This window comes from Nonomuraea harbinensis (assembly GCF_019396385.1).
In the GTDB taxonomy this organism is placed as follows: Bacteria; Actinomycetota; Actinomycetes; order Streptosporangiales; family Streptosporangiaceae; genus Nonomuraea; species Nonomuraea ferruginea.
The window spans coordinates 36,284-43,180 of record NZ_JAHKRN010000063.1 but is presented as its reverse complement, the minus strand read 5'-3'; the positions used below and the strand labels follow the sequence as shown (position 1 = coordinate 43,180).

At 71.7% G+C, this 6,897-nt stretch carries 8 protein-coding genes; 3 read left to right on the top strand and 5 right to left on the bottom strand.

Going from position 1 to position 6,897, the window contains the following annotated elements; all coding sequences use genetic code 11:
* Positions 1-296: 296 nt before the first annotated feature.
* Entirely contained in the window at positions 297-950 is a 654-nt protein-coding gene (locus KME79_RS39215) for a TetR/AcrR family transcriptional regulator (protein ID WP_219550861.1), read from the bottom strand.
* A gap of 45 nt (positions 951-995) precedes the next feature.
* Between KME79_RS39215 and KME79_RS39210 the strand changes: the two genes are divergently transcribed.
* The 3 genes from KME79_RS39210 (at position 996) to KME79_RS39200 (ending at position 3,985) form a co-directional block, all read left to right on the top strand.
* Positions 996-2,093, top strand: coding sequence for a DUF1214 domain-containing protein (locus tag KME79_RS39210; RefSeq protein WP_219550859.1), 1,098 nt, complete (start codon positions 996-998; stop codon positions 2,091-2,093).
* Positions 2,090-3,391 carry a DUF1254 domain-containing protein gene (locus KME79_RS39205; protein ID WP_219550857.1) on the top strand — a complete coding sequence of 434 codons (1,302 nt, stop codon included), beginning with the start codon at positions 2,090-2,092 and terminating at the stop codon, positions 3,389-3,391. The genes KME79_RS39210 and KME79_RS39205 overlap by 4 nt, the downstream gene beginning before the upstream one ends.
* Before the next feature lie 240 nt (positions 3,392-3,631).
* Positions 3,632-3,985, top strand: a complete 354-nt coding sequence (locus tag KME79_RS39200; RefSeq protein ID WP_219550855.1) for a hypothetical protein — start codon at positions 3,632-3,634, stop codon at positions 3,983-3,985.
* Between the two features lie 55 nt (positions 3,986-4,040).
* On the opposite strand, the gene KME79_RS39195 is transcribed toward KME79_RS39200, so the two are convergent.
* From KME79_RS39195 to KME79_RS39180, 4 genes are all read right to left on the bottom strand, one after another.
* Positions 4,041-4,415, bottom strand: a complete 375-nt coding sequence (locus tag KME79_RS39195; protein WP_372452524.1) for a helix-turn-helix transcriptional regulator — start codon at positions 4,413-4,415, stop codon at positions 4,041-4,043.
* Positions 4,416-4,491: 76 nt separating this feature from the next.
* A complete protein-coding gene (locus KME79_RS39190) occupies positions 4,492-5,445 on the bottom strand; it encodes a TerC family protein (protein WP_308249215.1) in 954 nt (317 codons plus the stop codon).
* A 299-nt stretch (positions 5,446-5,744) separates the two neighbouring features.
* Positions 5,745-6,122 (bottom strand): hypothetical protein, encoded by a 378-nt coding sequence (locus KME79_RS39185; protein WP_219550851.1) that lies wholly within the window; start codon positions 6,120-6,122, stop codon positions 5,745-5,747.
* A gap of 37 nt (positions 6,123-6,159) precedes the next feature.
* The gene (locus KME79_RS39180; RefSeq protein ID WP_219550849.1) at positions 6,160-6,885 is read right to left on the bottom strand and encodes a L,D-transpeptidase family protein; all 726 of its coding nucleotides are present in this window, start codon (positions 6,883-6,885) and stop codon (positions 6,160-6,162) included.
* Between the last annotated feature and the right edge of the window lie 12 nt (positions 6,886-6,897).

Sequence of the window (6,897 nt, the reverse complement as noted above, 5' to 3'; positions counted from 1 at the left end):
CTGCCGTTGCCGCCGTAGCCGTGCACGAACAGGATCGGCCCGGTGTCCGCCCGCGCGGGCGGGGTGCCGGGGATCAGCACGGCCAGACACGTCAGCAGCGCTGCTGTCAGGGCGGTCCCGGCGCGAGCTACGGCGTCCATGGGCGACCTCCTCGGGGAGTCCGACGAATGCCACCTGATTGTGCGCGACGGAGAAGTTAATGGCAACAATTAAATTGCCTTCTCCGGCGGACGCCGAATGCTTGACCGGGTCGCCGTCTGCCCTCTATGCTCCGGCCGTCTAATGGTTACCCTTAACTATTCCGCGGGGATCGCCGCGAGCGTCTCCGTCGAGGCCGGGGCGGTCAGTCCGGCGACGAGCATGTCGAGCAGATTGCCGAAGAACAGCTTCCCCGTCACCGGCGGCTCGCCGGGAGCCGACTCGTCGAGGAGCTGGGCGCGCAGGCCGAACAGGCTGATGAGCTGGGACCGCAGCATGGCGAGCCGCTCCAGCCGGAGGGGGCGGGGGAGCGGTTCGAGCGTCGCGTGCAGCCATCGCACGACCGCGAGCCCCGCCGGCGCGTCCACGATCCGGAACGGCCGCCGATAGGCGAGCGAGGGATAGCTGAGCCTGGCCACGATGCGCAGGTGGGCCCGGCCCAGCTCGGTGCCGAGGTCCTCGTCCATGGGGGCGGCGAGCGCGTGGACCAGGGCCCGCGGGTCCGCGGTCAGGTCGTCGGCGGCGACGGCGGCGACCAGCGGCGCGCGGCGCGCCTCGACGGCCTCCAGATGCCCGCGCAGGATGGCCTCCACCAGGCCGTCCTTGCCGCCGAAGTGGTAATGCAGCGCCGACTCGTTACGCGCCCCGATGGCCTCGTGCAACTGACGGGTGGTCACGTCGGCGACCCCGTGCCGGGCGAACAGCAGTGCGCCCTGCCGGAGCAGGGCGTCACGGGTACTTGATCTGGACACTTCGCCATACTATCGTCCGACAGATATTAATGAGATCCATTACTCATGGAGGAGATCGAACGCATGGCGGACGCCCTGGAGGCCTGGAGGCGGTTCGTGCGCGCGCTGGACGAGGCGGGGGAGACCGTGGCCGGCCTGGCCGGGCCGGACGCGGGCGTCGACGTCGCGGAAGGCTTCCGCTATGTGCTCCACGTCCTGGCCGACCAGGTCGACCGGGCCGGCACCCGCGACTCCGGCCGCCCGCTGTTCCTGCCGGGCGTCACTCCGGTGCGCAAGCTGTTCTTCGACAACCCCGACACCGAGTACGACATCGCGCTCATCTCCAGCCGGCGCTCGTACCGCATCCGAGGAGACCGCGGCACCGTGCCGTACCTCGCCTTCTGCGTCTACGGCGCGAACACCGGCGACGGCCGGCCGACCCGCGTGACCAACCTCAACGACGAGCGGATCGCCTTCGGCCCCGACGGCTCGTTCGAGATCACGCTCTCCCCGGAGGCGCGGCCGGGCACCTGGATCCCGCTCGCGCCGGGAGCGCACACGGTCATCGCCCGCCAGTACTTCCTCGACCGCGCCCGCGACAGGCCCGCGCGGTTCACGATCGAGGCGCTCGACGATCCGGGGCCGGATCCGGTGTTCGACGACGCCCGCTTCGTCGCCTCCACCCGGTCCGCCGCCGCGTTCGTCACGGCCGCGACGCGCGTGGCACGGCAGCGCGCCGAGCAGGCCGAGGCCACGCCCAACCGGTTCGCCGAACACCGGGGCCACGGCCTGTACGGGACACCCGACGCCGGCTATGTCATCTGCTGGTACTCCCTCGAACCGGACCAGGCCCTGGTCGTCGAGGCCCGGCCGCCGCGATGCCGCTACTGGGGCGTCCATCTCGCCAACCGGTGGGGCCAGTCGCTCGACCATCGCAGCCGCACCACCGCGCTCAACGCCCGCAGCGCCACGCTCGCGCCCGACGGGACCCTGCGCGTCGTCGTCGCCCACGCCGACCCGGGCGAGCCCAACTGGCTCGACACCGCCGGTCACCCGCGCGGCTGGGTGCTGTTCCGATGGCTGCTCACCGACGACGTGGTGATCCCCGAAGCACGGGTGGTCCCGCACCCCGCACGACGCACCGGCCCTGGAGGACCGACATGAGCTCACCCGTCCGGCACGACGACCCGGCGGATCCCCGCGTCACGGCGGCCAAGAACGCCTTCCTCGCCGGCTTCCCCCTGGTGGCCACCGCGCGCATCATGCAGGGCATGGCGCAGCGGCTGGGCGTCAACACCATGTGGGCCTCACGGCGGCTGTCGGGCCCCGGCAGCCGGGCCGTCGTCGCGCCGAACCTGGACACCGTCTACGCGCTCGCCGTCCTGGACCTGCGGGCGGGCCCTCTGACGCTGACCCTCCCCGACATCCGCGACCGCTACCACAGCGTGCAGCTCCTCGACGCCTGGATGGGCGGCTTCGGGCTGCTCGGGACGCGGACCACCGGCGGCCGGGGCGGCTCCTGGGCCATCCTTCCCCCCGGCCACTCCGGCCCGATCCCCGACGGCCTCGAACCGATACCGTGCCCCACCGGTCACGCCTTCCTCCTCTGCCGGATCCGCGCCCTCGACGCCGCCGACGCCGCCGAGGCCGGCGCCCTCGCCGCCCGGATCGAGCTGCGCGCCCTCGCCGGAACTGCCGGAGGCACGACCCTGCCGCCCCCCGCCGGCCGCGCGCACGACACCGGACGCGACGGCATCGGCTTCTTCGACGAGCTCTGCGCCGCGCTGCCTGCCAACCCGCCCGTCACCGCCGAGCAGCGCCGGGCGCTCGACGCCGTGGCGGCCCTCGGCGTCGCCGCCGGCCGGCGCCCCGGCGCCGAACTGGACGAGTCCGGCAGAGCGGTCCTCGCCGCGGCCGTCGCGGCGGGCATGCGCGAGCTGGAGCCACCCGCCATCGCCCCCCGCACCGTCAACGGCTGGACCACCAACCTCGGCCTCGGCACGCAGGACACCCGCGGCGGGCTCCGCGAACGGGCGACGGTCGCCAGATACTTCTGGGGCCCCGTCCCGGCGGAGGAGGCGATCTACCCGCGGACCTCGACCAGCGCGGACGGTCTGCCCCTGGACGGCTCCAAGCGCTACCGCATCCGCTTCCCCGGGGGCGGCCTGCCCCCGGTCGACGCCTTCTGGTCCCTGACCGCGTACGGCCCGGACATGTTCCTCGTCCCCAACGAGTCCGGCCGCTACTCCATCAGCGGCGACGACCCGGGCCTCGTCACCGGCGCGGACGGCTCGCTCGACCTGCGCCTGTGCCACGAACCGCCGGCGGGCTCCGAGAGCAACTGGCTGCCGGTCCCGGCCGGTCGGTTCAACCTGATCCTGCGTCTCTACCTGCCCCGCCGGCCGGTCCTCGACGGCGCGTACGCGTACCCGCCCGTGACCGTGCTCCCGCCCGGTAGGTGAGGCTGATCCTGGCGGGCGGCGGTCGCCGTGCGCGGCGACCGGCGGGAGCGGGACGTCCGCGCCTCCAGTGGCGAGGCCAGGCGTCAGGAAGCCGGAACCGGAACGACCACATGTCAGGCGAATGTCCTGTCGCTGCCCTCGTCCGGTCCCTTCCTGGAGGCGAAGCTGCAGTCAGTCCGCTTTCGGGCCGCCAGAAGCGGACATGAGTCCGCGCCGCGCAGTCGGAAGTAGGAGACCATCATGCGTACGAGAATCATGCGGATCGGGCAGGTAGCCATCGCCGCGGCCGCGACGGCCCTGGCCATGACCGCCCCCGCGCAAGCCCACTCGTTCCGCGTGGGCAACGACTGGGGCTTCGCGGAGATCAACTCCAACCACACGAGGCTGAACGTCTGCCGGGTGCTCGGAAGCTGGCCCGATTCGGACGTCTGGGGCACGGTGCGGTACAGCGGCGGCACTCTCATCCGTTACGACGCGCCCATCAACAGCGGCGTGTATTACCCCCACACCCTGAGGTCCAACCCCACCGACGTCAGGTTCTGCTGGCGGCCTTCGGGGACCAACAACCAGTGCACGGGGTGGCGGGCCGTCTGATCCTCCCGCTGCTCCTCGCAGGCGGAACCCCGCGTCGCCATCCTGGCCGACCTGGTCAGCCACCTCGGGCGAGCTCTTCCGGAACGGCTGCCGTCACGCCTTCTCGGCCGGCGCCGGCCGACGGCGCCTCGCTTCTGGAGGGGGCGGTGTAGGTGAGAGCAGGTTGGAACACCGCGAGGATCTCGCCGATCTGATGGTCCTGTTCGAGAGGGTGCCGCAGCGGCAGGGTGGGGTTGAGCCGGTAGCGGTTGCGGCGGCCTTCCCGGCTGGCGGTGAGGTATCCCGCGGCGGTGAGGTCGGCCAGGATGCGTTGCGCGGCGCGCTCGGTGATCTGGACGCGGGCGGCCACATCGCGGATGCGCACGCCGGGGTCGCGGGCGATGCACAACAGCACGTGGGCGTGGTTGGTCAGGAAGGTCCAGTCCGGCACGTCCACCATTCTACGAGCACGATTTCGTTGTCATGAATCGAAAGTGACGAATCGCGAGTCAGGCGGGGAGAGCGGGTCACCCCTCCCGTGCCATCCGGCCGTCGGTGGCGGCGCCGGAGGCACGGGTGGCGATCAAGCTCCAGACGATCGAGACGGCGATGGCGACGAGGATGACGCCCAGCGTCAGCGGGATCGGCAGTTTGCCGACCGGGGTCTCCGAGAGGATCAGCTTGACGCCGGCGAAGGCCAGCAGCACGGCCAGGCCGTAGTGCAGGTGGACGAACCGGCGGAGCAGCCCGGCCAGGCAGAAGTACAGGCTGCGCAGCCCGAGAATCGCGAACGCGTTGGCGGTCCAGACGATGAAGGTGCTGGTGGTGATCGCCAGGATCGCGGCGACGGAGTCGATCGCGAAGACCAGGTCGGTCGCCTCGACGGCGATGAGCACCACGAGCAGCAGCGTGGCCACCCGCCGGCCACCGGTGCGGACGAAGAAGCGGCCACCGTGGTAGCGGGGGTCGGTGGGGATCACCCGGCGCACCAGGCGCACCACCGGGTTGCGGTCGGGCGGGGTCTGCTCGCCGTGCCGGAAGGCCATCTTGTAACCGGTGTAGACGAGGAACGCCCCGAACACGTACGCGGTCCAGAAGAACGTCTCCAGCAGTTCCACGCCGACGAAGATGAACGCGAGCCGGAAGACCAGCGCTCCGATGACCCCCCAGAACAGCACCTTGTGCTGGAGCGTGGCGGGAACCGCGAAGGCGGTGAAGATCAGCGCGAAGACGAACACGTTGTCGATCGACAGCGCCTTCTCGATCAGGTAGCCGGCGAAGTAGGTGCCCGCCACCTCCCCGCCCTGCCACCACCACAGGATCGCCCCGAACAGCACGCCGGCGGCGATCCAGACGCCGGACCAGACGGCAGCCTCGCGAAAGCCGATGACGTGGTTGTCGCGGTGCAGGAACAGATCGACGGCCAGCATCGCCGCGACCACCAGCATCACCGCGACCCACGCCCACCAGGAGACAGACACAACGGACCCCCTCGACCCGGCCGCCCGCGCGGGCGGCATCGGCTGGTCGACGGTCTCCCCAGGCCGCCTCGGCGGGCGACCGCACCACCGGGTCCCGGATCCACCGGGCCCGTACTGACGGCGATGCGTCGATCGTCGGGTACTCCCCCTCGAACTACGACCCAGTATTCATGACATAAAAGACGTGTGTCAAGTGTCGTGAATCAGGAGGGTTCGGCAGCGGGCTGACGGTCGGTCGTCGCCCGGACGTACTCGTGCCGAGTCAGGCGCCGCGAGTTCTGACGGACGTCTCTACTCGATCACCGGATGGAGGGCCGCTCGATCTGCCGGGCGGCGTGCGCTCCACGGCGACGGCGACCTCCGCCGTCCGCTCGTCCACCGGCTCGTAGCGGGCCACCGCGACCCCGCGTCCCGTGGCGGGATCGAAGCCGACGAGGACGAGCCGTCGCGCGTAAGTCGACGGCGGTCAGGTGCCGCAGCAGCCGATCGGTGACAGGCGGGGGAGAGCCGAGGAAACGGCGGCGCAGCGTCGCGGCGTCCGCCGCGCGGAGCGCCTCCGCCAGGGCCGGGGCGTCGCCGGGCACGATGGGACGCAGGAAGACGGCCCGGCCGTCCTGCAGCGTCACCGTGCGCTCCAGATCCCTCGGGTAACCCGGAGGAAGAGGGCTGTCGGCCATGGGGGCTCCCCGTCTCAGGTCTCGGGCCGGAGCGCGCTCACCTGACCACGATCACATCGCCGAGCTTCAACCAGGAAGCGCTCACGATCCAGTCCATCGCGGAAAGGCTCACCCTGACGCAGCCGTGCGAGGCGGGGTAGGGCGGGACCGAGCCGTAGCCGTGCACCGCGATGCCGCCGTTGAAGTAACGCGGCCGGTACAGCGAACCGAGCGGTCCGTTGTCCCAGCCGTTGACCTGACGCCGGACCCGGAAGGTGCCGCGCGGCGTGACCGCCCGTTTGACGACGCCGCCGACGCTGTAGGTCCTGCCGCTGCCCGTGGAGGTGTTGAACACCCGCTGCACCCGGCCGTCCCGCACGAGCAGGAGCACCTGTCGGCGCAGATCGACCTCGACGACCTTCCCCGATCGGGTGCCCGCGGCCGGCCGGACCCCCGCCGTCAGGGCCGCCCAGGTGGCGGGGCCCACGACGCCGTCACGCGCCAGCCCCGCGGACTTCTGCAGCGCGTACACCGCCTGAGCGGTCAGCGGGCCGAACGAGCCGTCCGCCGTTCCCGTCCAGTAGCCGAGCCCGGTGAGCCGCCGCTGCAAGTCCAGGACCGCGGCGCCTCTGCTGCCGTGTCGCAGGATCGGCTGCCATCCGGCCTGTTGTTCGACGCCGGTCGCCGGCCTCTCGTGCCGGACCGCGGTGGCGGCGGCAGGAGCCGTCAAGCCCGAGCACACGGCCAGCGCCGCCGCTCCCGCGCATGCCCATCGAGTCCACATGTGGCCCTCCCG